Here is a 20,851-nt window from a genome sequence, read left to right on the forward strand (position 1 = left end):
CTGCCAATATGCGGTGACTGCGCGCGTTCAGTCACGGGCGGGGAGGAGGTTGGAACTGCATTCTTTTGGAAAACTGACTCACCCGGCGGCCCTTTTGTATGCGTCCAAAACAAGACCGTGGAAATGGTGCACCGCATGTTCCGACATGCCCGAGCCATCAGGGTCGTTCACGATGCGTCCCGCGTCGAAGGCTGGAGTGTTCATCCCTTTCTGCACGCTTTCAACGATGTTGATGTCTTCAACCTGTAACACTTCGTCCAGATAGCGGATCGTTTCGACCTCGGCCTCGTTGGGCTCCTTGGTCTCAAGGAAGAAGTCATAGGTTTCCAGCGTCCGGTCGGGGCCTGCAGGGATGATGTTGAGGATGATCATCGACGACCGACCAGGATACCGCATGATGCAAGTGTTGGGCCATAGCCACCAAACGGCATGGGTTTTCACCGTGGCATTCGACACGTCATAAGCGCCGTTGGTCGTGTTGCCCGCGTCGGCCATATGACTGGAATAGATGCCGTGCGTGGTCACCTTGTAGGTGTCCATATCGACAAGTTCGCAGAAATCCTTGTGGGCGGTCGGACAGTGATAGCACTCCAGGAAATTGTCGACCACGTTCTTCCAGTTGGACATGATGTCATAGGTTAGTCGGTGAGCAAATGTCAGCTCTTCGATATCCGGCGCCCAGTGGCGGATTTCGGTTTCCAGATCGCCGGACAGCTCCGACAGGGGTGGGGCCTCTCGATCAAGGTTTACATAAACAAACCCACAAAATTCCTCTACCTGCACCTCATCCAGACAAATCTCTTTGGGCTCGAATCCATTCAGATTCTCGGTATGCGGGGCACGCACCAGCTGTCCATCCAACTTGTAAACCCAGGCGTGATAAGGGCACATGATGCGGGTCGTATTACCTTCGCCCGACAAAAGCTGATGGGCGCGGTGTTTGCAGACATTGTAAAACGCACGCAGAACGCCTTCCCGATCACGTACCACAGCTACCGGCTGACCAGCGATCTCGATCGTGACAAAGCTGCCTGGTTTGCGCAGCTTTTCGACATGGCTGACCCATTGCCACGTCTTGGCGATGATCTCGCGCAAGTCCACAGCATGCCAGGCTGGATCCGTATAGGCCTCGGCCCGCAGCGAAAACGAACTGGATGGGTTTTCGTGATAGCCCTTGGAAATATCCGCGAATTGCTGGGACGTTGGCTGTTCAGTCATTGCGGGCGTCTCCTATGAACAAAACCCTGCCGAGTGACTCGGTCATAGGTACAGGATCGCGTCTCTCACACGTTACCATTGTGCGTAGATCGCCATCTAATTAACTTTATTCGCCACCCGCCTATCGGTCTTGCGGTGCATGGGCCAAGCGCGAAATTCGAAGGGCACACGGCCTTCCACTCGATCATTGCGCGGAGACAACCCAAACCGTTCGCGGTATGCGCGGCTGAAATGAACCTGGCTGGCAAAACCCGAGGCCACCGAAACCTCAAGCAAAGACATATCCGTCTGTGTCACCAGCCCGCGTGCACGGTCCAACCGGATGTCACGATAATACATGGTTGGAGTTTTCTTGACGTGCCGCGCGAACAGCCGATTCAACTGGCGTTGTGACAGGTTTATGGAATCACAGATCTCGGGAATGCTTAGCGGTGTTTCCAGGTTCTGCTCCATCAACGCTATCGCCCGTTTGACCGCTGTGGGGGCCAGTTGACCCATCGGCTCGGCCAGTCCCGGACTTTGCATGGCGCCTTGGGGGCGCACGGTCTGGTGAAAAACGTATCTTGCTGCCGCATTGGCCAGGGCGTCACCCTTGGTGCCCTTGATGATATGCAAGGCAAAATCCAAGGCTGCCGCGCCGCCGCAACAGGTGATGCGGGCCTTGTCGAATACGAACAACTCCTCGCTGACCTCAACATTGGGATAGAGCTCTTTCATCGCGTCGATATGCTCATAGTGCACCGTTGCTCGCCGCCCCTTAAGCAATCCCGCTTCGGCGAGAATGAACGCCCCGGTGTCCAGCCCGCCCAGCGTGCTACCCTGACCGGCCCAACGCCATAGCGATGCTTGAAGCGGGGTCGAGTTGTAGGCTTCCGGCGCCCAACTGGACGAGACGATCACGAAATCCTTGCGCCCTTCCTGGACCTCGGCCAGGGCAATCGTGTCGATGGTCATCCCGTTGCTTGCAGTGCACGGACCACCGTCCAGGGATACGATCTGCCAATGGAACCGTGCCTTGCCTTCGAGATAGTTTGCGGCGCGAAACGGGTCGATGAAACCCACTGTCGCCGCCATGTTGAAGTTTGGTGTTACCAGGATAAGAAGGGTCAGAATGTTGTTTGGTTGAGACGCCATGAGGCCATCTAGGTTAAATGGGCGTCGGGATTGGTCAAGACTATCATTTCGATCAGGACTAACACGCTTCGTCTGTTAGTCGCTGTTTAAAGAATGCCTGTCGGTCGAATTCGCATTCGGCTCATTTGGGCAAGAAATATTTCCGCTACATGCCAGCGATCTGAAAGGCCGCCTTTCTCAAATCGGCACAGGCTGGTTGGGGTTCAAAAGGTCTGTTCAGATTCAGTGCACAGAATGGTGATACGGTCCTTCTGAGTCGAATTTTCACGACATCATTTTAGTCTTTGAGCGTTAGAGTACCGAGATGCGCCGTTGCTAACTTCGTCATACACCAAAAATTCCACAAATTTCGCCAAAATACACATGTGCGAACGAATCGGAAGACCTGAGATGACATGCTAGGTCGCCGGTTTTTCTTGCGTATGAGAGCCAAGTACAATTGATGGCCCGTGAGGTTAACCACCACAATGCGAAGTGGTTTGGCACCGAATGGGATGGCAGGATGCGCTACCACAAGATCACCCCTGTTGGCCGCGATGATGACAGGTCGGAGTTCTTCAATTTTGTCGAGGCGTGGTGGTAACTCGAAGTAGATCCCCGAAGAAAGCGACAGACGAAAACAACTTTCCAATCAGGCTGCATGTAAAAGTTCATGAGAAACGATACGGCCAAAGGGATCAAAACTGGCGTTGAATGCAAAAGCCCCGCGCAATTTCTACGCGGGGCACGTTAATTTCTGATGTTTGATCTAGTTCCCAGCCGAAACCGAGCCGATCGACCAGAACATCGTCTCGCCCGAGGCATCATCGACGCCGTCATTGTCGGTCATAACGAATGCCTCGCCTGAAGGCAGGATGGCCAGACCTTCGATCTTGTCCAGTACGTAGCCGCCGGTCGAGGTCAGGTCGGGCAACAAGTCACGGACCTCTTCCTTACTGACCACGGGCAGTTCACCACCCAGCGGGGCCGGGGTCATTTCAGATAGCGGGATGCGGTATATTTTCTTGGTAACTGCACGGTGGTCGTGCTGGTTGTCGCGTTCGATGACATAAACATGGTCACCGAATGCGGTGATCTCCGACAGACCTACCCAACCAGTTTCCGGGTCAGCTTTGGGATAGTGCACTGCGCCCCATTCCTTGGTTTCAAGGTTATAGGCGACAAGTTTCACGTGGTTTTTGGGGTCGTCCTTCCATTCGCGCTGAACTGCCATCCACAGGGTGTCTCCAACCCTGGTTATGCCTTCGAACCCGAAGCGTTTTTCGACGGCCATCAGTTCCGGCGGCAGGCCGATCTCACCCTTGCGGTCCTTGATCAGGCCATCCGCGCTGACATGGTAGATCGCATGCGGGATGACGCGGTCGGTTCGGCCTTCAGAGGCGATGTAGAAGCCACCTTTGCCATCCAGCGTGATACCTTCCAGATCCAGCTTTTGCGCCGGGTTGCCGTCCTGACGGCTGATGCGAATGACGTCCACGATGCGGGCCGGGGTCTGGCTGGGGTCGATTTTGAAGATCGAAGGCTGGAAGCCGTAGAAGCTGTCATTAACCGCGTAGATGATGCCATCCTCATCTGCGACCAGACCGGACAGGGCACCCCATCCGATCAGCGCATCCGCGCCTTCCGAGGTCAGATGCGGATAAGCGGCGGGGGCATCCTGATACTCAAAAATCGACACATGAGCACGCGGGCCGCCGTCTTCGATCAGATCTTTTTCATTGGCCGAGACCAGCAGATTGCGCTCGGGGATTGCCACATAGCCTTCCGGCCCAACGCCCGACGGCAGCAGCTGTTTCAGAACCGGGTTGGTCGGATCGGTGGCGTCATAAACACCCACGACCGAGGCGCGTTCGGCGCCCACAAAGATCATTGGCATGCCACCAAAAGTCGCTGCGGTTACACTTTCTGGTTCTACACCTTTGGCATCAGATCGTTTGTCGGGATAGTGCCCGATCTGGACGATGGCTTTCTCGAAATCGGTGCCATTCTCGTAAACAACGGTGCCATCTTTGTGGAAGATGGTCCAGCCACGCGACCCGCCTTTGTAGTCACCTTCGTTGGCGGTTGCGAAATGGTTGTTGTCGATCCACTTCACCGCATCAGGCTCGCGCAGGCGACCCTCTTGGCTTTCGGTGAAGATCAGCGCGCCGCGCTCATCCGTGGCGTCAATGCCTTCCAGATCAACCGCGCCAGCCGAGAAATGGCTGACTACGTTCCCGTCCTTGTCAACAACCGCGATGTGGTTGTTTTCCTGCAAGGTGATGACGGTTTCGCCCAGACCATTGATGTCAACGAATTCCGGCTCGGGGTCAGTTGGTGCAACTTCGGCCAGGCCAGTCAGCGAGGCCATCTTCGTGCCAGAGCAATCCAGCGCGCCATCTTTCAGCGGCACCAGTGCCAGCGATCCGGCAGGGAGTTGCGGGATGATGCCGTCGTTCAGGTCTTCGTCGCGTTCGTTTTCGATCGCTATGGCGACAAAGCTGCCATCTGGGGCAATCGCAACGCTGTCGGGTTGACCGCCCAGATCACAGGCGCCGGTTTCCGCCTTGCCTTCGATGTCGACCGAGATCAGTTTGCCCGAGGGGGCCGTGTAGCTTTCCGAAGTGTTCACGCCCACAAAAGCCGTCCCACCAACGATCCCAACTGACGTTGGCTCGCCGCCCACTTCCATCGCGCCCAGAGGTGCCGGGTTCGCTGGTTCGGTGATGTCGACCATGCCGATTACACCCAACGGGCTATCTGTATAGACCAACGTCATCCCGTCTGCAGTCGCGGCGATGATCTCGGGTGAGGTCTCACGTTCGGTATCAGTTCCCTCGGCCATATTCTTAACGACGGGGAAAGAAGCAATTCGGTTGAAATTCATTTCTGCCGAAGCCTGGCCGGCGGTCAGGGCAAGGGCAGATGTCAGGCAGACAAAGCGCAACGACATCGGGTGGTATCCTCTCTCACTTGGATGAGAAGGGGATGAACGCGGGTCATTGCGGTTTTGTGACGGTTTGGATTCAGTTTGGTGACAAACGCTAAAAAGTGAAGTTCGCATCGTATTCAGTGACCAATTCGAACACCGTCAGATCAAAGGTGGTGTCGCAAGTATTCAGCGTTTCTATCCGAGGCGAGATACTCGTGTTGGTCGAGTCCTGTGCTTCGACACGAGCCAGTCGTGGCGAACTCGTTCAGGCGCAAACCACCAGTCGCTGTGTCCTTATTTCCCATACGGATTGTCCCTTGGATCGGTCGCGTGGGGATGATCTGGTTTGTCAAACTAGACAAAGCCTCATTGCGGACTTTTGAAAGTCGACGGCCCGCTGGTGAGACGGCATCGAACTTTCAGCGAATGTTTGGCAGGAAGGGCCGCGGTCGTGGGAATCAGCGTATTTAGGCAAGGTCGGCCTTGTCCTGCAATTAGCCAATAATGCTTCGTTCGTGGTTCAGCAATACTGTGCCTATGGCGGCCCCGGCCTATCCTTTTTGAAGAGATATCTGAGCCTGTACCCGCACACTAATAGCTGCAGGGCCTTTGGCCGGTTATGTGGCCTAATACCCAAACCCCAGTTGCCAGCAAATTGGAACATCCGCAAAAACTATTGTTGAAGAGAAAATAGCGAAGTGACCGCGCATCTCGGCGGCCGCTCTAATTCTATTACCGATTAAGCGTCATCACAGTAAGATGCAAAGAAAGGGCTGTGAACACGAACTCATGATATTCGGTCAACATTGGCACCTCCGTTGCTCAGAGGCATAAACCCAGCGTATTTTGTAAATAGCGTAACCTCACAGTTGCGTCATGCGGTTCTTCAGCCCCCGACAACGCTTTTGCCTGGGCAGCCCTTTTTCATGCTGGCACTTCAATAGATATACCGGTTATCGCTACTATAGTTTTCACGGGCTTCAGTTTTCAGGCTGGGTAAATTTTTTTTAGGCGAAACCTCCGACGCCGTAACCCACGCAAGTAAAGATGGCTCCTGCTTGACCGGATTCCTCTATAAATGTAACCCGAAAACCAAGTGTGCAAAAACTTGTGAATCCCAATTAGGAGAGACGGCGGCCTTAATATCTGCATTTCAGACCAATGGCAGCTTTGGGTCGACTGGGTTCCGTTGGAGTAAATAATTCGGACGGCTGCAAAGTCTGCGTTGCCGACCCCTTAAGGCGACGCGATTTTGCGCTTGCTTTTAATGGCTGGCTCGACGGGCCGCATGGCAGCATCCTTGCGTACTGGCGGATGTCCGCTTCGAGCCGTGGATATATCGTGTAAAACGGCGCGCGTACCGAACCTATTGGTATCCTGCTCACGTTATCTTTCATGCTTGGAAGAACGGACGGACCATCGAATTCAGATCATCGCCTGCGGTAGAACAAATGGCATCCCGCCAGCAGGTATCGTGTTGACCGGCAAGTCTGTATCGTAAACTTGCTGCATCGTCTCATTGTTGAGAACGTCGGACACAGAACCTGACGACCAGACCTTCCCTTCGCTCAGAATGTAAACACTGTCGGCGAACAAAGCTGTCAGGTTTAGATCGTGCATAACCACGACAACACCTCCACCTTGGGCCGCGAAGTCCTGCGCGATGCGCAAAACGATGAACTGATGTGCGATGTCCAGGCTTGCAACGGGTTCATCCAGCAACAGCCAGCGCGGCTGATCCAGATCTTTGGTGTCCCAGACCTGCGTCAGAACACGCGCCATCTGGACGCGTTGCTGCTCACCGCCAGATAGGTTCTGGTAGGACCGCGTTTCAAAGCCTCCAAGGTCAACTTGCATCAATGCCCGAGACGGCAACGTGTCGTCTTCGGCAGCCAAGCCATTCGCCAGTCCGAGCCTGACGACTTCGTGCACAGAGAAGGGGAAAGCCACGGTTGTTGACTGCGGAAGAACGCCTCGTATGGCAGCCAATTCCCAAGGCTTTAGTGCTGTGATCTCGTGGCCGTTTATTGAGATCCTGCCGGAGCTTTGGATTTCTCCCGACAGTGCTTTCAGCAAAGTCGATTTACCGGATCCATTCGGGCCGATGATGGCCGTGACTCGCCCGGGTTCTGCTTTAAAATCCACGCCTTTCAGGATCTCTTTGCTTCCGATTTGGACGCGTATGTTTTCGACTTTCATAATTACATTCCCATTGAGCCATGGCGTCGAAGCAGGATCCAGAAAAACACAGGCGCGCCAAGGATCGCGGTCACGATCCCAATTGGCAACTCCGCCGGAGCAACGATTACGCGACTGATCATATCTGCGCATAACAGCAGCGTGGCCCCCAGCAGAGCTGAATTCGTCAGCAAGCGATGGTGGTCTGGTCCAGTGCTGAGACGCAGCAGATGCGGCACCACGATTCCGATAAAGCCTATGCCACCCGACACGGCAACGGCGGCACCTGTTGCCCCAGCAACCGTCAGGATCCCGACGTTTTTGCTTCGCTGGACTGGAATACCCATGTGATGGGCTATTGCCTCACCCATCGCCAAACCGTTCAGAGCACGGGCGAGAAATTGTGTGCATATTACTGCAGCCAAAACAATCGGGGAAGCCGTTGCAACCTTTACCCACGTTGCGCCAGCAAGCGAACCCATACCCCAGAAAGTGAGGTCTCTGAGTTGCTGATCGTCAGCCATGTAGATCATCACGCCGGATACTGCTCCGGCCAGAGCCGCCAGTGCAATGCCTGCAAGCAGCATTGTGGCGACCGATGTCTGTCCTTGACGCGTTGAAACGCGATAAAGAATCAGAACCGAGGCCCATCCCCCCAGAAAGGCCGCAACGGCAATCAGCCCATCGCCCACCCACGCGAGGACCGCACTGGGCAAAAGGCCGCCAAAGACGATAGCTGTGATCGCGCCCAACCCAGCACCCGCGCTCACGCCGACAATGCCAGGATCGGCCAGCGGATTGCGGAACAGCCCTTGCATCACCACGCCCGAGACCGCCAGCGCCGCACCAACAAGTATTCCCATCGCCAGACGGGGCAATCTAATGTCCCATAGAATGATCCGGTTCAGGTCCGACAACTCACGCCCCTGAAATAAGTCCAAGACCGCAATCGTCAGCGAGGCTTCGGACGCTCCTACCGAGACGCTGACCACACTTGTTACGGTCAGGACGACAACTAGAAACAGCGTCACGCGCCTGGCCCTGATCCTTCGCGCGTCAACGCGCATCGGAGCGCCGTGGTCCAACGCCAGCGTCATGATCCGCTCGCGTTTTGCAGCGCCGCCGATAGGTCCAAAATTGCATCTGCTGTACGCGGGCCAAAGCCCAGAAGATACGCACCTGCCATACGGATCAGGGCTTTGTTCTGCCCTGCCGGGGTCAGTTGGATCGCGGGCATTGCAAAAAGGTCTTCGTCCGAAGTTCCGTGATTGCCGCGCCGCTCCATCATCAGGATCACGTCGGGCGCGGTGACTGCCAACGCTTCTGACGTCATGGTCTTGAATCCATAAACGCCTGCCGCAGCGTTTTCACCGCCCGCCATGCTGATAATGCTGTCGGCCTGTGTGTCGGCCCCGCCAACGGTGATTTCTCCATCCTGCGCCGAGAGGATGAACAACACATTCAAGGGGTCCGCATCCGCGGCGGCCGAAGCGCTCTCTTGCGCCTGATCCAGTTGTTGAGCTGCGCTTGCGGCCAACTTTTCAGCCTCAGTCTCAACGCCCAAAGCAGCGCCCACTGCGCGGATTTTTTCTACTATCCCATCTCGGGTAAACTCTTCGTCGATTGTGACAAATTCCACACCGGCTTCTTGAAGCACCGAAATGGCATCTGGCGGGCCGGAGCCTTCCAATGCCAGGATTAGGTCGGGTGCGACGGACAGCACGCCTTCGGGCGAAAGAGCGCGCCGATAACCCACATCCGGCAAATCCATCGCATCGGCCGGGTAAGTTGAGGTCCGATCACGGCCCACCAGCCGGTCTTGTTGCCCGAGAGCATAGATGATCTCGGTGATTGAACTGCCGATCGCGATCACGCGTTGTTCTTCTGCTTGCAGAGTAGTGGCTGAGAGAAAAGCAGCTGTGCAGAGTGATAAGAACCGTCGCACTACACCACCTCTTTTTTGACTTCGTCGGGCAATCCTGCGACCAAAGCATCCCAGGCGGGGCGGTGGTCAGTATCGCCGGCGCGTCGACCGAATATCTGAAAAATCAATCCGCCTTCAGCGTCAAACGCTTCAACTGAAACAGCGGGTCCTCGTTGGGTGGGTTTGGTGACGGCCCAGACCTCGGCATTATAATCGGTGCGCAGATGTAGGTTGAAATCCGGGTCCAGCACGTTCAACCAAGGCCCCATCTGTTTCAGGGTTTTGACTGGGCCACCATGGATTTCAATGCAACCGCGATTGCCGACAAAGATCATGACCTCAAGTCCTTGGTCGCGCACCTGTTCGAACATTTGCGGAATTGTGTCTGGGTCAAGCGCCCGAACCAGAGGCGCACCGGCTATACGATAGGCCCCCAACCGGTTCATCTTGAGCTTGGACGTCAAGCGCAGGAACTGATGCGTATCCGTCATCTTGGCCCACTCGGTGCGCAGGATTTCAGCCTTGTCCGGATTGGCCTTAGGTGCCTCGGCTGGCTTGCGCTGCTCGACAGTCATCGTCTGCGATTGATCGTCCGCGGCCAGCGTCTGGACCAGATGTGCCCAGTGATCCAGATCTGAGCCGTCCCGCAGAAAAATCTTGTGAACCGCATCTCCGGCCGCATCAAATACTTGAATCGAGCGGCGTGTTCCGGGATTCGTTTCACGCTCGACCGCGAAGGCATGAACCCAATGGCTGGGGAACATGCGCAGGTCAATCTCTTGGGTCAGGACCATCGCGGCATGGGCGCCGGGATGATAGTTGTCGTATTGCCCGACTTTCTCGATCACGCAGGACGGGTTGCGAGTCAGCGCCATGAGCTCTCCCAACCCGCTCAACTGACCAAAAAGCGCGTCTATGTCTGATTTCAGCCTTGTTGCGCCTTGCCCAGCGAAGGCCGCCACCAGCTGCCCTTCGGACAAACCAAGTGATTCCGCCAGATCGCGATCACGTTTGCCAGCCTTCTCTGCATAGGCAGCACGAATATCCTGAGGGGCAGTAAGCACCTGTTCCATAGTGGATTTCCCATCTTCGAGTGGTTCTGTGAGGCGCTGGCCCGGCCCATGATCCCGTCATTGGCCCGCTGGCAGTGACTGAAAAATCAGTCACGGAAATATGTTGACTCTTTTAGTAAGCTTTATTAGCGAGCACAAGTCATCGCTGAAAGGCGATTCCAAAAAACACCAAAAAAGACTGACCTTAGCCAGCGAGCTGCAAGCATCTCCGGTCCTCAAACCACTCGAAGGGACAGAAATGCGTGCTTCAATTCGAAAGGCGGGCCTGCTTGGCACCGCCTCTTGCCTCAGTTTGATCGCAGCGGCCGCTTGGGCGCAGGAACAGGATGATGGGTTTCTAGGCACACTTGAGCTTGGCGAAAGCAAACGGGAAATCCAGACCGATACCGCAGTACCTATTACCAACATTGATCAGGAAGAGATCAACGACCGTCAGGCCAACACGGTTGCAGAGCTGATCGACACGGTGCCTGGTGTGACTCTGGTGAATGGCTCGACACCGCAGGGGTCAGGTATCAACATTCGCGGCTTCGGTGCCAACAGCACTTTCGGCACCGACCAGAAAGTTCTCATTCTGATCGACGGGGCAACAACCGGTTCGGAAGAGCTGTATCGGATCGGCAACCAACTCTTCACCGATCCACAGCTTTACAAAAGCGTGTCGGTGATCCGGGGCACTGTCGGGTCGTTTGAATTCGGCTCGGGCGTCGTCGGCGGTGTGGTTCAATTGGAAACCAAAGACGCCTCGGATTTCACCGGCGGTGAACCCGGGTTCCGGTTCCGCCAGACGCTTGAAGGGTATTCGAACGGTAGCGGCTTTGCCTCATCGTCGATTCTGGCGTGGCAACCGAACGAGCAGACCGAGTTCCTGTTCAACTACACCTATCGCGATCAGGACGATCAGAAAGACGGGAATGGCGATACAATCGGCAACAGCGCCTTTACCCTGCCTTCCCTTTTGGCGAAAGGTAAATACAGCTTCGGCGACAACCTGGAGCATTCTATCACCGCATCATGGAACCAATCGACCTCGGAAGAACGGGACGTTCCATATGACTCATTCGGTACATCTGCAGACGCTTTTGGAAATGTGGATCGTGATATCGAAACCCGGATTGGCATCCTGCGGTATCAATACCGGCCAGCAGACAACGATCTGATCGATTTGGATGTGAACCTCAGTTATTCCGAGCAGTCCATCGACAGCAGCTATGTTCCTGGCTCTTCCAGTTTAGAGGGAACCCCGTTTTTCCCAAGCATACGGGCTCTGGCGGACGCGTCACACAACTATGAAACCACCAAACTGACGATCAAAAATACCTCGTATTTCCAAACTGGAATCGCTTCGCATGATCTTCGAGCCGGGATCGAGTTCATCAATCGAGAGCGTCTGGATGCCCCGTCAGCTCCTGGTGGGACTGATCGTCGGATTGCCTTGTTCGCTGTCGATGACATTCAGATCGGCGATCAACTGACCATCACACCGGCGCTGCGTTACGAAACGCAGGACATCAAGGGGGATGGCGATACAGCACCTTTCGATGAGAGCTACGATAACGATGCTCTGATGGGGGGTCTGTCGGCGCGGTACGAATTCGCAAACGGTTTCGGCATCTTTGGCGGCGGTGCATACACTGAAAGCCTGCCCATCATCGACGACCTTGGTACCCCGGTATTCATGACCCAGCCCGAGAAATCGCGCACCTGGGAAGCAGGGTTTTCGTTCAATCGCGGAGATATCTTTGCCGAGGGCGACATCATACGCGCCAAGGTGAATTTCTACGACACTAACTTGCGGGATGTCACATCGTACAATCAGTCGAATCCGATTACCGGAGCCTCTGTTCTTTTGGACAAGGTCGAAACGCGCGGTGTGGAAATTGAAGCATCATACGCGAAAGTTGGCGGATTCTATGTCGACTTTAACGCGAATGTCGTAAGCGGCACGGAAACCAATGAAAACGGGCAGGAGTTCCGCTGGCGCAACGAACCATCGGATTCGGGGCGGATCACATTCGGCAAACGGTTTGGCGAAACGCTTGATGTCAGCTGGGAGCTTTTCGGAGCCAGGTCTGGCTTTGATTCCTCAGGCGACCCGGTTGCCGGATATGGCGTGAACACACTGCGCGCGTCCTACTTCCCGCAAGAAGGCGCGCTCGCAGGGTTCGAAGTTAGGGCAGGTATCGAGAACATCTTCGACAAAAACTACCTGCAGAACCTGTCGACGCGCAATGCGCCGGGCCGGAACTTCAAGCTGACCGTCGCCAAAACCTTCTGATCAAGAAAAGAAAGGACCAATAATGCGAATAGCGTCGAAAAGAAATGCTCGGTTGGTCCTGCTGGCCTTGCTCCCAATTCTGGGGGCAGGCCTTGCCTCCGCCGAAGAGGTCGGTGGCATTTCGATAGAGCTGAGTTCTGCGGAAGACCGAGGCCAAAGTTGCCTCATCAGCTTCTTAGTCAAGAATACCTATAACGCCGATATCGAAAGCGCCGTCTACGAAATGGTCTTATTCGGTGCCGAAGGTGGCGTTGCTCTGCTCACGCTTCTGGATTTCGAGGATCTGCCCGCAGGGCGCCCTCGAGTCCGCCAATTTCAGTTCGATGGAATGGCCTGCAACCACATCACTCGTATCCTAATCAACGACGCTCAGGAATGTGCGCATCAAGGAGGCATGGAGAATGCCTGCATGTCGAACCTGACACTCAAAAGCCGCCTTGAAACGGAAATAATTGGATAGGCCAATGGATACGATCATTCGGAAATTAACAGACGTCCTTGCGCTTGGAGGGCCGGTTGTTGCGATCCTGATCGCAACCTCGGTCGCAACCCTATCGCTAGTCATCTACAAGCTGTGGCAATATGGGGCCGCCGGGGTCGGTCGCCATATCGAGCTGTCTTTGGCGATTGAAGCCTGGGACCGCCGGGACCGGGTTGCTGCGATGGCGCATCTGGACAAAAGCCGCAGCTATCTGGCCCCAGTGATCGCCATGTCGTTCAGTGATGATAGCAGCACTCTGTCCGAGCGTGCCGATGCCGAGGCCGAAGCGCGCTTTGCTGGGCTTGAACGGGGCCTCAACGTACTTGATCTGGTGTCACAGCTTGCACCGCTACTGGGGCTATTCGGCACTGTTCTTGGCATGATCGAAGCCTTCCAAACCTTACAAGGCGCAGGAAATTCGGTAGACCCTGCACTGTTAGCAGGTGGTATTTGGGTTGCCTTGCTGACAACGGCTGCAGGGTTGGCCGTAGCCATGCCAACCTCGCTTGTGCTGACTTGGTTCGAGGCACGCATGACGCGTGAGCGCATTTTTACCAACCGTGCCCTACGCACCGTTTTCGCACCTGGTCACGCCGCAGAATGCAAAGCGACCGGGATACCAAAAGCAGCCCTTGCCCATGGCACTTGAGACCCGCGCCAAGCGGCGCAAGCGCCTGTCGATGACCTCGTTGATCGACGTCATCTTTTTGCTGCTGCTGTTTTTCATGCTTACTTCAACCTTTTCGAAATTCGGCGAGATTGAGTTTTCAACGGCTTCGGCAAGCGGGTCAGACCAAGACATCCCGATCCGTTTTATGAAGCTAGAACAGGGTCGTCTTCTGGTCGACGGGACCGAAACAACCATGGATAGCGTTACAGAGCTTTTCGACGGGACCTCCGAACAAATGGCATTGATCAGTCTCGGCAAGAACGTAACCTCGCAACAACTGATTGACCTGCTGACGGCTTTGAAAGGCGTGGCGCAGTTGCGGACGCAGGTGATCGGATGATGCAACTGAAGCCAAAAGCAAGGCGAACCCGAGAACCCACAATTGCGCTGATCAACGTCGTCTTCCTGATGCTGGTTTTCTTCATGATTGCCGGTACGCTTGCCCCACCGCTTGGCAATTCGGTGCAACTGGTCGAAACGCAGGACCTTGAAGGGCGCGAGCCGACAGATGCGCTCGTCATCCGTGCCGACGGTGTGCTCGAGTATCGCGGGGCCGAGCTGACAGATGTTGAAGCCTATGTTGAACGTGCCTCGATTGATCTGCCGCTGGAAATAGTGCGCTTGGTTCCTGACCGCGCGCTTCCGGCGGTGCGGCTGAAAGCGGTTAGTGATGCCCTTCGTGCCTTGGGCGCAAACAAGGTCTTTGTGGTCACACAAAGAGCGCTGCAATGATCCCCAAGTCCCGGGCCATAGCCGCATCTGCGATTGTATTGGCCGCCGCCACCCACGGTCTTGGTTTGCATGACTTTGGCACACAAACGACGACGCAAATCGAAGGTGGAAGCTCGGTCGACACTGCGGCACTTGGGACGTCCTTTAAGGATTTCACTCCTGGAACCATAGCGGCCGCGCCCATCGCGGTCCGGAACACGACTGTAGAGCCTGATCAACCAGTAAAACGAGCAAACCCCGAGGTGCTGGCGGCGAAGACTGCAAAACCTATCGCAAAACAGGTCGCGCCTTCGGCGAAAGGAGCATTGAAGCTAAAGGTTCTTCAAAAGGCAAGCCAGCCCGAATTGACCCAAGCCGAACAGCCTGAGGCTGAGCCCAAACGCAAAACTCCAAAGCCTCCCGTGCAAAACGCAGAACTTGAGGAGAAGAAAGTCGCCCAGCCCGCTGCGAAAGCAGGCAATGGTGAACGCACTAGAAAAAAAGGCAGTACAACGGGCAAAACCGCCAAGGGAGAAACCGCCGCAGAAAAGACAGCCCGTTCAACCTCGGCCCAGGGCAATGCCGATGCAAGCAACTACGCGGGCAAGGTCAAACGCAAGATCCTTCGTGTGCGACGCAAAAGCGTGAACATCCGCGGCGTGGTTCTAGTGACGTTTCGCATCGCTGACAGCGGAGCTTTGGTATCGGCCAACATTGCCCGCAGTTCAGGTTCAAAGCGTTTGGATCGGATCGCCTTGTCACAGGTGCGCGCGGCTGCACCTTTCCCAATTCCGCCTGCCGGGGCCCGTCGAGAATACACTATAGAAATTTTGAGCAAGTAGAGGTGAATGCACGAGGCCGGAAGGTTTCTGAGTACCATAAGATCAGCACCAGATCGCGACACCGTGAGTGCGAAAGACAAACTCGGAATGCGACACGGCACGCATTGGCTGACCTGTGCAACTGCCGTACAGGTTCTTCCGATTGGGGAAATTTTGCCACTTTAGGGTCAGGATTCATAACCGATGGATGACGGTTGCCGCGAGGAGGGCGATGGAAGAGAGGAAGACTTTCGGGCAACGGTCGTATTGGGTTGCCACGCGCCGCCAGTCCTTAAGCCTTCCAAACATGATCTCGATCCGGTTGCGGCGTTTGTACCTGCGCTTGTCGTATTTGACCTGAGTCTCGCGTTGTTTGCGGTCTAGGATGCAGGCGCTTATCAAGTTGTTTTTAAACGCTTCTCTGAACCAGCCGGCATCACAATCCCGGTCACCGAGTAGCCAATCGACGTCCTTAAGGCTGCTTAACGACTCCGGTGCACCAATTTAGTCACTGACCAGATCGGTAGTGACAAAGAGGTTGATCGGTTTGCACAAACTATCTCAGATGGCATTTAGCTTCGTGTAAGTGTAGGCTGGCGCCGACCCACTAGGCGTTCACGCGCCTCTTTTTGACGCTAAATCTGGTCGCTGTGCGGTGCGCGTTCAGGTAAGTCGCGTTGATCATCACGGTCTTCTCTTCGCCATGCGCGGTGGCCAGAGCAGCCATCATCCGGGCGAAGATGCCCTTATCGCTCCATAGCTTCAAACGGATGTACCGCGTCTTATGAGGCCCAGATACTACCGGGGCATCACGCTATCGCATGCCTTCGATTTTGATGACGAGAAACCCGCTCAATACGCGCCGGTCATCAACGCATGGCTTGTCACGGGACTTCGAGAAGAAAGGCCCGGGACGCGCCATCTGCGCGTCCGTCATCCAGAATAGATCTGATATGTTCAAAACTCAATTTTCAAATCGTGAATCATACCGCCTGAAGGATATCATGGATCTTGTCTCCAGTAGTCGTTCATTGGACCGATTTAGTCGCGGGGTCAGATGCTACGCGACCAAGCGGTGGAACTGCGCGGGAGTTCCGGTTTTGCCTGTTCCAGAGCCGAGGACTAATAGCCAGTAGATGAAAAGTGATGCCAATGCCATGGAAGAGGAGGGAACCTTCGGGCCTTCGCAGCAAACGTCAAAATTGGAAGCTGATTGACGCGCATAGGGCCTAGCTCACCGGCAGTTCAGAGCTACTCTTTCGCTAGCGCGAAGTCTTACTTTTCATGGTCGATCCGTCACTTGTTTGCTGCAATCAAACTCTTGCCTTTTCGAACTCGGCCCATGCGGTTTCAAAGGTTTCAAAATCAAACCCAGATTGGCGTGCAGCATCCAAGACGATACGCTCTGTCACCAGCAGTTTCTGGATTGCCGCTTCCAGTTGCACAGTAATATCCTCTGGTATCACCAGTGCTCCGTGACGGTCAGCGTGTACCAAATCACCTGGGCTTACAGTCATGCCAAACACGGAAACCGGTGTATCAATCTCGCGTATGTGGACGAAGCCATGGCTAGGGCCGACCGAACCAGCGACCACCGGAAACCCATCGGGTAGGTCCCCAAGATCGCGCATCACGCCATTGGTGACGACCCCCGACATGCCGAACCCTTTGTGGACCGATGTGTTGATCTCACCCCAATAGGCGCCGATACAGTCCGGGTAGTCTACATCCTCAATCACCGCGACAGATGGCTCCGGGGCCTCAGCCATATATTTGTAATAGGCCATGCGCCGCGCCCGGATCACATCTGCTGGCTCGGATGGGGGGTGAATGGCGGCGATTTTGGCGGTGCGTGCATAGCCGACAATTGCTGGCTCATCGGGGGCAGAGCACAGCATGGTGCCCCGGGTGAACTGATCAAAGCCTCGTTTGCCCTGCGCCACTTCAATGGCGTTGCATACGGTGGGCGTGTCGACCTTGCGAAGCAGAGACAGAAGCGATGGGGTCATGAGTCCTCCAGCCAGCGGATCAGGGCCGCTGTGGTTTCTTGTGGTTGTTCCAGTGTGGGCAGGTGCCCTGCGTCTTCAATGATCGTTAGCGCGCTGTTAGGCAGAAGATCGTGCATGAGTTGGTGGCGTTCGACAGGGCAAAGGCCGTCGGCACGCCCGCACAGAACCAGCGTTTTGCCGGTATAGGCCGACAGGGTCGCGCGTTGGTCGATGCGATCCATCAGCGCTTGCGACTGACGTAGAAAGACGTCCGGCCCCAGATCCGTGGCCATAGCCATGCACAGGTCCAGAACGGCGCCCTGTCGCGGACCGTCTGCCAGATAGTTGGGCTTCATCTCATCGCGCATCACCTGCCGCAAGCGCCCTTCGCGCACGGCGGCCATCTGCGGCGCACGGCGCGCTTTGACCTCGGACGCTTCTGCCAGCGGGTTGGTATCCAGCAAAGCCAGCCGTTCCACCCGATCCGGGGCCTGACGCAGCACTTCCATCGCAACAATCCCACCCATCGACAGCCCCGCCAAAGCGAAGCGCGGAGGGGCGTTGTTCAGAATCTCGGTGGCCATGGCCCCAACGCTGTTCTGCTCGCTCAGAGGGAAGCTCATCAACGGCACCCTGTTTGACAGTGCGTCGATCTGCGGACCAAAGAGGCGCGCGTCGCACATCATGCCGGGCAACAAGATCAAAGGCGTCATGACGCGGCCAGCTTTGCCCCTGCCGACAGCGCCGCCAATTTGGCATAGGCGATCTGCGGATCGACCGCCCCGAAGCCCGCGAAGGTGCCAAAACCGCAATCGCTGCCTGCAATCACCCGATCCGCCCCTACGATGCCCGAGAACCGGTCGATGCGCTGCGCCACAAGCTCGGGGTGTTCGATGAAGTTGGTGGTGGTGTCGACAACGCCTGGCACAAGTACCTTGTCATCAGGTATCTCATCTTTCCGGTCGCGGAACACGGTCCATTCATGGGCGTGTCGCGGGTTCGAAGTTTCAAACAGCACATAGCGCGATTTGGTCGCCATCAGAGTGGAGAACACCTTGTCCATTGCGATGTCACAGCAATGCGGACCCTCGTAGTTGCCCCAACAGATATGCACGCGCACACGGTCCTGCGGGACGTTCTGCAGAGCGTGATTCAGGGCCTCGACATGCATATTGGCGATCTTCACGAACGCGTCGTCCGACAGATCGGTGAACAACATATGGCGCGAAAGGGCCAGATCTGGGCAATCCAGTTGCAGGTCCAGACCGGCGGCCACAATTGTTTCGTATTCTTCTTTCATCGCATCGGCCAGTGCGGCCAGATACGCTTCGCGCGTTGGGTAGTGGTCATTCTGCAGAAACAGCGAAATCACCCCCGGCGACGCGGCATTCATGAAGCCTCGGTCGATCCCATGTTGGGACATCGCTGACTTGAGGTTGGCGATGTCCTTCTGCAATTCGCCTTGCCCTTTTGAACGCACCTCGCCCGTACACATGGGTCGCGCATATTTCGGGGTACCACCATCATCGGCCAAACGCTGCAAAAAGCTGGGAAACATCTTCAGATCCGCAGGTGCATTGCGCGGGCTGTCACCGGAAAAACCGGTATAGCGGTCTTTGACATAAGTGGCGTAGGAAATCTTCGAGGTCTCGCCATCGCTGACGATATCTACCCCGGCTTCGACCTGTTTGCGCACCGTCTCGGAGACCGCTTCGGTCATGCATGCATCAAAACCTGCGGGATCATAGGGCTTGCCGTTTTCACGGGCGAAGATGAAATCCACCACGTCCTGCGAGCGTGGCAGTGATCCAACATGCGTGGTCTTTATGATCATCGGGACCTCCTCAGATTTTGCGAGCCATCAGGATTGTGTGGCTTTGGGTTTCGGGGTCTTCGGCCAGAAACCCAGTCAATTGCAGCCCGTTCTCTTCGAGGCAAACGGCATAGCCTGCCGGAGACAGCGACGCGTGATAGACACGTTCCGATCCAACGGTTCCGCTTTCCTCTCCTGCGCGCGGACCGACGGTCAGCATCAGCATTCCACCGGGCCGCAAGTGACGGGACATGCGGGCGATGCAATCCCTTTGCTCGTCCGCTGTCAGATGGAAAAAGCTGTTCCAGGCGATGATGCCATCGAAGGTCTGATCCAGTTCGAAATCGCGCATATCGCCATGACGCCAATCGCCATCGGGCCATCGGGTTCGGGCAATAGTCAGCATCGCTTCGGAAAAATCGACACCCGTGACGTCAAACCCTTCGGCCTTGAACCACCGCGCAATGGGATCGCCTGTCCCGCAACCTAAATCCAGAACGCGATCGCCTGGCTTCAGGCTGGCAGTGAAGCGCGCCAGCCAGCGCGCTTCGAACAAGGCCTTTGAACGGCGCTTGTCATAGTCGGTCGCCTGCCGTTCATAAATGGCATGCGTGTCGTTTGGATCTGCGGTCATCCTGTCCAGGTGGCTCCTGCCGGGTCATCGGTCGCTGTAATCCGGTACAGACCTGCCTGTCCGGTCATCGACGGTTCAACGCTATAGCGTTCCCCTGGCAGAACCAAGGCAGTGTCTCCATTTGACAGAGTGGTCTCATATCCATCAATCGAGATGCGCCAGTGACCGCTGGCGGGCATTAGAACAACTGGCTTTTCAGCGACAATCGGATCATTGACACTCGACCCGCGCCCGAGGAAGTCGACCTCGAACCCTGGTTTATCTTTGATCAGAGCGTTTTCGCCAATCACCTGTGCTGGTTTATTTGCCGACAGCGCCATGAGATCCCAGTAGCGGGCGACGTATTTGCCCACCACATCCGCGACCGGCACCTCGGGGTAGTCTTTCAACTGTTCCTCGGTCAGCAGCGGCATCGGGCGCACGTTGTGGGGCAGCCCTTGGCCTTTCTTGCTGTCATACAGAACGCCATTGTCACCCAGCATCAGCCCGTGGGCCTGCGCGTCTTGAATGACTTGCGGCGCCCATGTCACACCACCCCCGGCATCGTCGCCGCCGAGGATCGACATGATCATCCCGTAATCCTGCCCCACATTTTCGAACCCGCGAAAAATGCCGGTTGGAATGTTGAAGATGTCGCCTTCCTCGGCAATGAACTCACCTGCAGTGCCATAGCGACCCCAGAAGAACCGCCAGCGGCCCTTGGCGACAAAGAACACCTCGGCCGTGGTGTGGCTGTGCAGAGAGTTCCGGCATTTCGGAGGCTGGCCCGCAGCGCCGATGTTAAAGCCGATCTTGTCGGTGATGTGGACGTGTTGATCGGGGCTTTCGGACACGCCGCCGCCGATGATGGTGAAGTTTTCCTTCTGATCGCTGCCCGGCGTGTGGGCGTCGATGAAGGCGGTTTTGCAGGGTTGCAGCTCGCCGTAGCGGACGATGCGTTGTTGGATTGTGCTCATGATGGTCTCCTTGAAAATGGGGGTGATGGGATCAAGCCCGTCCCCCGGGAGGTCGGTTGTT

General features: G+C 55.9%; 19 protein-coding genes and 1 pseudogene. 7 read left to right on the forward strand and 13 right to left on the reverse strand.

Annotated elements, in window-relative coordinates; translation table 11 throughout:
* Window positions 1-78 precede the first annotated feature (78 nt).
* Window positions 79-1,218 carry an aromatic ring-hydroxylating oxygenase subunit alpha gene (locus ACXAH8_RS17705; RefSeq protein ID WP_475220070.1) on the reverse strand — a complete coding sequence of 380 codons (1,140 nt, stop codon included), beginning with the start codon at window positions 1,216-1,218 and terminating at the stop codon, window positions 79-81.
* Window positions 1,219-1,314: 96 nt separating this feature from the next.
* A complete protein-coding gene (locus ACXAH8_RS17710) occupies window positions 1,315-2,352 on the reverse strand; it encodes a GlxA family transcriptional regulator (protein ID WP_475220071.1) in 1,038 nt (345 codons plus the stop codon).
* Between the two features lie 442 nt (window positions 2,353-2,794).
* Between ACXAH8_RS17710 and ACXAH8_RS17715 the strand changes: the two genes are divergently transcribed.
* The gene (locus ACXAH8_RS17715) at window positions 2,795-2,935 is read left to right on the forward strand and encodes a hypothetical protein (RefSeq protein WP_475220072.1); all 141 of its coding nucleotides are present in this window, start codon (window positions 2,795-2,797) and stop codon (window positions 2,933-2,935) included.
* 165 nt (window positions 2,936-3,100) lie between these two features.
* On the opposite strand, the gene ACXAH8_RS17720 is transcribed toward ACXAH8_RS17715, so the two are convergent.
* The 5 genes from ACXAH8_RS17720 to ACXAH8_RS17740 all read right to left on the reverse strand — a co-directional run bounded on the left by ACXAH8_RS17720 (window position 3,101) and on the right by ACXAH8_RS17740 (window position 10,438).
* Window positions 3,101-5,284 carry an esterase-like activity of phytase family protein gene (locus ACXAH8_RS17720; RefSeq protein ID WP_475220073.1) on the reverse strand — a complete coding sequence of 728 codons (2,184 nt, stop codon included), beginning with the start codon at window positions 5,282-5,284 and terminating at the stop codon, window positions 3,101-3,103.
* A 1,404-nt stretch (window positions 5,285-6,688) separates the two neighbouring features.
* Window positions 6,689-7,462 carry a heme ABC transporter ATP-binding protein gene (locus ACXAH8_RS17725; protein ID WP_475220074.1) on the reverse strand — a complete coding sequence of 258 codons (774 nt, stop codon included), beginning with the start codon at window positions 7,460-7,462 and terminating at the stop codon, window positions 6,689-6,691.
* Between the two features lie 2 nt (window positions 7,463-7,464).
* A complete protein-coding gene (locus ACXAH8_RS17730; protein ID WP_475220075.1) occupies window positions 7,465-8,538 on the reverse strand; it encodes a FecCD family ABC transporter permease in 1,074 nt (357 codons plus the stop codon).
* Window positions 8,535-9,314, reverse strand: coding sequence for a heme/hemin ABC transporter substrate-binding protein (locus ACXAH8_RS17735; protein WP_475220076.1), 780 nt, complete (start codon window positions 9,312-9,314; stop codon window positions 8,535-8,537). The genes ACXAH8_RS17730 and ACXAH8_RS17735 overlap by 4 nt, the downstream gene beginning before the upstream one ends.
* A 71-nt stretch (window positions 9,315-9,385) precedes the next feature.
* On the reverse strand, window positions 9,386-10,438 hold the full coding sequence (locus ACXAH8_RS17740) for a hemin-degrading factor (protein ID WP_475220077.1): 1,053 nt from the start codon (window positions 10,436-10,438) through the stop codon (window positions 9,386-9,388).
* A gap of 238 nt (window positions 10,439-10,676) precedes the next feature.
* Between ACXAH8_RS17740 and ACXAH8_RS17745 the strand changes: the two genes are divergently transcribed.
* The 6 genes from ACXAH8_RS17745 to ACXAH8_RS17770 are packed head-to-tail and all read left to right on the forward strand — an operon-like array spanning window position 10,677 to window position 15,420.
* The gene (locus ACXAH8_RS17745; RefSeq protein WP_475220078.1) at window positions 10,677-12,716 is read left to right on the forward strand and encodes a TonB-dependent receptor domain-containing protein; all 2,040 of its coding nucleotides are present in this window, start codon (window positions 10,677-10,679) and stop codon (window positions 12,714-12,716) included.
* A gap of 22 nt (window positions 12,717-12,738) precedes the next feature.
* Window positions 12,739-13,176: a hypothetical protein gene (locus tag ACXAH8_RS17750; protein WP_475220079.1), complete on the forward strand. Its 438-nt coding sequence runs from the start codon at window positions 12,739-12,741 to the stop codon at window positions 13,174-13,176.
* A 4-nt stretch (window positions 13,177-13,180) separates the two neighbouring features.
* The gene (locus ACXAH8_RS17755) at window positions 13,181-13,846 is read left to right on the forward strand and encodes a MotA/TolQ/ExbB proton channel family protein (protein ID WP_475220080.1); all 666 of its coding nucleotides are present in this window, start codon (window positions 13,181-13,183) and stop codon (window positions 13,844-13,846) included.
* Window positions 13,836-14,207 (forward strand): biopolymer transporter ExbD, encoded by a 372-nt coding sequence (locus ACXAH8_RS17760; RefSeq protein WP_475220081.1) that lies wholly within the window; start codon window positions 13,836-13,838, stop codon window positions 14,205-14,207. The genes ACXAH8_RS17755 and ACXAH8_RS17760 overlap by 11 nt, the downstream gene beginning before the upstream one ends.
* Window positions 14,204-14,599 carry an ExbD/TolR family protein gene (locus tag ACXAH8_RS17765; protein WP_475220082.1) on the forward strand — a complete coding sequence of 132 codons (396 nt, stop codon included), beginning with the start codon at window positions 14,204-14,206 and terminating at the stop codon, window positions 14,597-14,599. Before ACXAH8_RS17760 ends, ACXAH8_RS17765 begins: the two co-directional genes overlap by 4 nt.
* Window positions 14,596-15,420: a cell envelope integrity TolA family protein gene (locus ACXAH8_RS17770; RefSeq protein ID WP_475220083.1), complete on the forward strand. Its 825-nt coding sequence runs from the start codon at window positions 14,596-14,598 to the stop codon at window positions 15,418-15,420. Before ACXAH8_RS17765 ends, ACXAH8_RS17770 begins: the two co-directional genes overlap by 4 nt.
* A 174-nt stretch (window positions 15,421-15,594) precedes the next feature.
* Here the strand turns inward: ACXAH8_RS17770 and ACXAH8_RS17775 are convergent.
* The 6 genes and pseudogenes from ACXAH8_RS17775 to ACXAH8_RS17800 form a co-directional block, all read right to left on the reverse strand.
* Window positions 15,595-16,354 (reverse strand): annotated as a pseudogene (locus tag ACXAH8_RS17775) (IS5 family transposase).
* A 358-nt stretch (window positions 16,355-16,712) separates the two neighbouring features.
* Window positions 16,713-17,408: an RraA family protein gene (locus tag ACXAH8_RS17780; protein WP_475220084.1), complete on the reverse strand. Its 696-nt coding sequence runs from the start codon at window positions 17,406-17,408 to the stop codon at window positions 16,713-16,715.
* Window positions 17,405-18,100, reverse strand: coding sequence for an alpha/beta fold hydrolase (locus ACXAH8_RS17785; RefSeq protein ID WP_475220085.1), 696 nt, complete (start codon window positions 18,098-18,100; stop codon window positions 17,405-17,407). The genes ACXAH8_RS17780 and ACXAH8_RS17785 overlap by 4 nt, the downstream gene beginning before the upstream one ends.
* Window positions 18,097-19,221, reverse strand: coding sequence for a cobalamin-independent methionine synthase II family protein (locus ACXAH8_RS17790; RefSeq protein ID WP_475220086.1), 1,125 nt, complete (start codon window positions 19,219-19,221; stop codon window positions 18,097-18,099). Before ACXAH8_RS17790 ends, ACXAH8_RS17785 begins: the two co-directional genes overlap by 4 nt.
* Window positions 19,222-19,231: 10 nt before the next feature.
* Window positions 19,232-19,834: a class I SAM-dependent DNA methyltransferase gene (locus ACXAH8_RS17795; protein WP_475220087.1), complete on the reverse strand. Its 603-nt coding sequence runs from the start codon at window positions 19,832-19,834 to the stop codon at window positions 19,232-19,234.
* A complete protein-coding gene (locus ACXAH8_RS17800) occupies window positions 19,831-20,790 on the reverse strand; it encodes a cupin domain-containing protein (protein WP_475220088.1) in 960 nt (319 codons plus the stop codon). The genes ACXAH8_RS17795 and ACXAH8_RS17800 overlap by 4 nt, the downstream gene beginning before the upstream one ends.
* Between the last annotated feature and the right edge of the window lie 61 nt (window positions 20,791-20,851).

The sequence above is a fragment of the Ruegeria sp. ABV3_008 genome (assembly GCF_056161185.1).

Bases quoted from the DNA above. Each gene is read 5' to 3' on its own strand.
- ACXAH8_RS17765 (WP_475220082.1), top strand. From the start codon at position 14,204: ATGATGCAACTGAAGCCAAAAGCAAGGCGAACCCGAGAACCCACAATT.
- ACXAH8_RS17750 (WP_475220079.1), top strand. From the start codon at position 12,739: ATGCGAATAGCGTCGAAAAGAAATGCTCGGTTGGTCCTGCTGGCCTTG.
- ACXAH8_RS17790 (WP_475220086.1), bottom strand. From the start codon at position 19,221: ATGATCATAAAGACCACGCATGTTGGATCACTGCCACGCTCGCAGGAC.
- ACXAH8_RS17785 (WP_475220085.1), bottom strand. From the start codon at position 18,100: ATGACGCCTTTGATCTTGTTGCCCGGCATGATGTGCGACGCGCGCCTC.
- ACXAH8_RS17745 (WP_475220078.1), top strand. From the start codon at position 10,677: ATGCGTGCTTCAATTCGAAAGGCGGGCCTGCTTGGCACCGCCTCTTGC.
- ACXAH8_RS17730 (WP_475220075.1), bottom strand. From the start codon at position 8,538: ATGACGCTGGCGTTGGACCACGGCGCTCCGATGCGCGTTGACGCGCGA.
- ACXAH8_RS17795 (WP_475220087.1), bottom strand. From the start codon at position 19,834: ATGACCGCAGATCCAAACGACACGCATGCCATTTATGAACGGCAGGCG.
- ACXAH8_RS17720 (WP_475220073.1), bottom strand. From the start codon at position 5,284: ATGTCGTTGCGCTTTGTCTGCCTGACATCTGCCCTTGCCCTGACCGCC.
- ACXAH8_RS17705 (WP_475220070.1), bottom strand. From the start codon at position 1,218: ATGACTGAACAGCCAACGTCCCAGCAATTCGCGGATATTTCCAAGGGC.
- ACXAH8_RS17715 (WP_475220072.1), top strand. From the start codon at position 2,795: ATGGCCCGTGAGGTTAACCACCACAATGCGAAGTGGTTTGGCACCGAA.
- ACXAH8_RS17755 (WP_475220080.1), top strand. From the start codon at position 13,181: ATGGATACGATCATTCGGAAATTAACAGACGTCCTTGCGCTTGGAGGG.
- ACXAH8_RS17780 (WP_475220084.1), bottom strand. From the start codon at position 17,408: ATGACCCCATCGCTTCTGTCTCTGCTTCGCAAGGTCGACACGCCCACC.
- ACXAH8_RS17800 (WP_475220088.1), bottom strand. From the start codon at position 20,790: ATGAGCACAATCCAACAACGCATCGTCCGCTACGGCGAGCTGCAACCC.
- ACXAH8_RS17760 (WP_475220081.1), top strand. From the start codon at position 13,836: ATGGCACTTGAGACCCGCGCCAAGCGGCGCAAGCGCCTGTCGATGACC.
- ACXAH8_RS17710 (WP_475220071.1), bottom strand. From the start codon at position 2,352: ATGGCGTCTCAACCAAACAACATTCTGACCCTTCTTATCCTGGTAACA.
- ACXAH8_RS17725 (WP_475220074.1), bottom strand. From the start codon at position 7,462: ATGAAAGTCGAAAACATACGCGTCCAAATCGGAAGCAAAGAGATCCTG.
- ACXAH8_RS17740 (WP_475220077.1), bottom strand. From the start codon at position 10,438: ATGGAACAGGTGCTTACTGCCCCTCAGGATATTCGTGCTGCCTATGCA.
- ACXAH8_RS17770 (WP_475220083.1), top strand. From the start codon at position 14,596: ATGATCCCCAAGTCCCGGGCCATAGCCGCATCTGCGATTGTATTGGCC.